Consider the following 1,876-nt stretch of genomic DNA (forward strand, 5'->3'; position numbering starts at 1 on the left):
AATCGCGCGGCCCTGACGTTCCGATGTGGTGGTCAGCAGCATTTCCTGAATCACTTGCGGCAAGGTTGCCGCCACGCTTTCGACAGCGCCCGTCAGTGGGTAACAGCCCAGGGTCCGAAAGCGGACCGAGCGCATTTCCGGCACTTGCCCCGGTGCCAGTGGAAAGCGGTCATCATCGACCATGATCAACAGCCCGTTATATTCCACCACCGGACGCAGGGCGGCGAAGTACAGCGGCACGATTTCGATGTTTTCGAGGTGGATATATTGCCAGATGTCCAACTCTGTCCAGTTCGACAGCGGGAAGGCACGGATGCTCTCTCCCTTGGCTTTGCGGGTGTTGTAAAGCTTCCACAATTCCGGGCGTTGTTGTTTGGGATCCCAGCGGTGATTGACGGACCGGAAGGAAAAAATCCGTTCCTTGGCGCGGGATTTTTCTTCATCCCGGCGGGCACCGCCGAACGCCACGTCGAAGTTGTATCTGGTCAGCGCCTGTTTCAGCCCTTCGGTCTTCCACATATCAGTGTGAAGTGAGCCGTGATCGAACGGATTGATGCCTTGGGCCAACGCTTCGGGATTTTGATAGACGATCAACTCCATCGCCGCGTCTGCCGCAGCCTTTTCGCGCAGCTTGTACATCGCCTGGAATTTCCAGGTCGTATCGACATGCAGCAAAGGAAACGGCGGCGGTGCCGGGTAAAACGCCTTTTTCGCCAGATGCAGCATGCAGGCGGAATCCTTGCCGACAGAATACAGCATCACCGGCTTGTCGGCATTTGCCACCACTTCGCGCATGATATGGATGCTTTCGGCTTCGAGCCTTTGCAAATGGGTCAGCGTGCTGGCTGAAAGCTCTGGGGTAGGGGTGCTGCTCATCGGGTAGCCTTTTGGTTTTTCATGCGAATCCTGACATCTTTCGCCGATTTATCCACGCAGGAAGGCAGATTTACCTCAAAGCTGGGGCGAAATGTGGGCGTATGGTCACAGAACCGCCAAAGTCAGGATGCGCGGTTAACACTCTCCACGATTTTATCCAGAACGTCATTGAGCAGGGCTTGATCTTCAGCCTCGCCCATGACGCGGATCAAGGGTTCGGTGCCTGATTTGCGGATCAACAGCCGCCCGCTGGTGCCAAGGGCAGCTTCCCCCGCTGCGATCACCTGCTGAACCTCGTCGCTGTCCAAAGGGGCCTTGTCGCGGGCATAGCGTATATTGATCAGTTTTTGCGGCACCTGTTCGAATACCCTGCCCAACTGGCTCGCCTTCTTTCCGGTGTCTATCATGGCGGCCAGAAATTGCAGCGCCCCGATCACCCCGTCACCGGTGGTGGCATAATCGGTCATCACGATATGGCCCGATTGCTCGCCGCCCAGGTTGTGGCCCTTGGCGCGCATTGCTTCCACCACATGGCGATCACCGACGGCGGTGCGCTCCAGCCCGATGCCCTGCGCGTTCAAAAACCGCTCCAGCCCGAGATTGGACATGACGGTAGCAACAAGTGCATTGCCCTGCAAACGCCCCTCACGCGCCCAATGCGAGGCGATCAACCCCATGATCTGATCGCCGTCGATGATCTGGCCTTCTTCGTCAATCAGGATCACCCGATCCGCATCGCCGTCCAGACAGATGCCGATATCGGCGCGGCTTTCGCGCACCTTGCGGGCAGCGGCTTGCGGATGGGTGGACCCGCATTCGGCATTGATGTTGAACCCGTCCGGTTCCACCCCGATCGGGATCACCTCGGCCCCCAATTCCCACAGCACGGCAGGGGCGGTGCGGTAGGCGGCCCCATTGGCGCAATCCACCACAATGCGAATCCCGTCCAGACGCTTGCCATTCGGGAAGGTGGTCTTGGCATATTCGACATAGCGCCCGC

Annotated in this window: 1 protein-coding gene and 1 pseudogene; both read right to left on the bottom strand. The window is 58.5% G+C overall.

Features of this window, described 5'->3' with window-relative positions; translation table 11 throughout:
- The coding region (gene cysD / locus L0H65_RS19260; RefSeq protein WP_301460803.1) for a sulfate adenylyltransferase subunit CysD at positions 1–876 on the bottom strand (876 nt) is incomplete at its 3' end.
- Between the two features lie 122 nt (positions 877–998).
- A pseudogene (locus L0H65_RS19265) lies at positions 999–1,876 on the bottom strand (phosphoglucosamine mutase); the annotation flags it as partial.

Source organism: Pseudorhodobacter sp. (assembly GCF_030452865.1).
GTDB lineage: Bacteria > Pseudomonadota > Alphaproteobacteria > Rhodobacterales > Rhodobacteraceae > Pseudorhodobacter.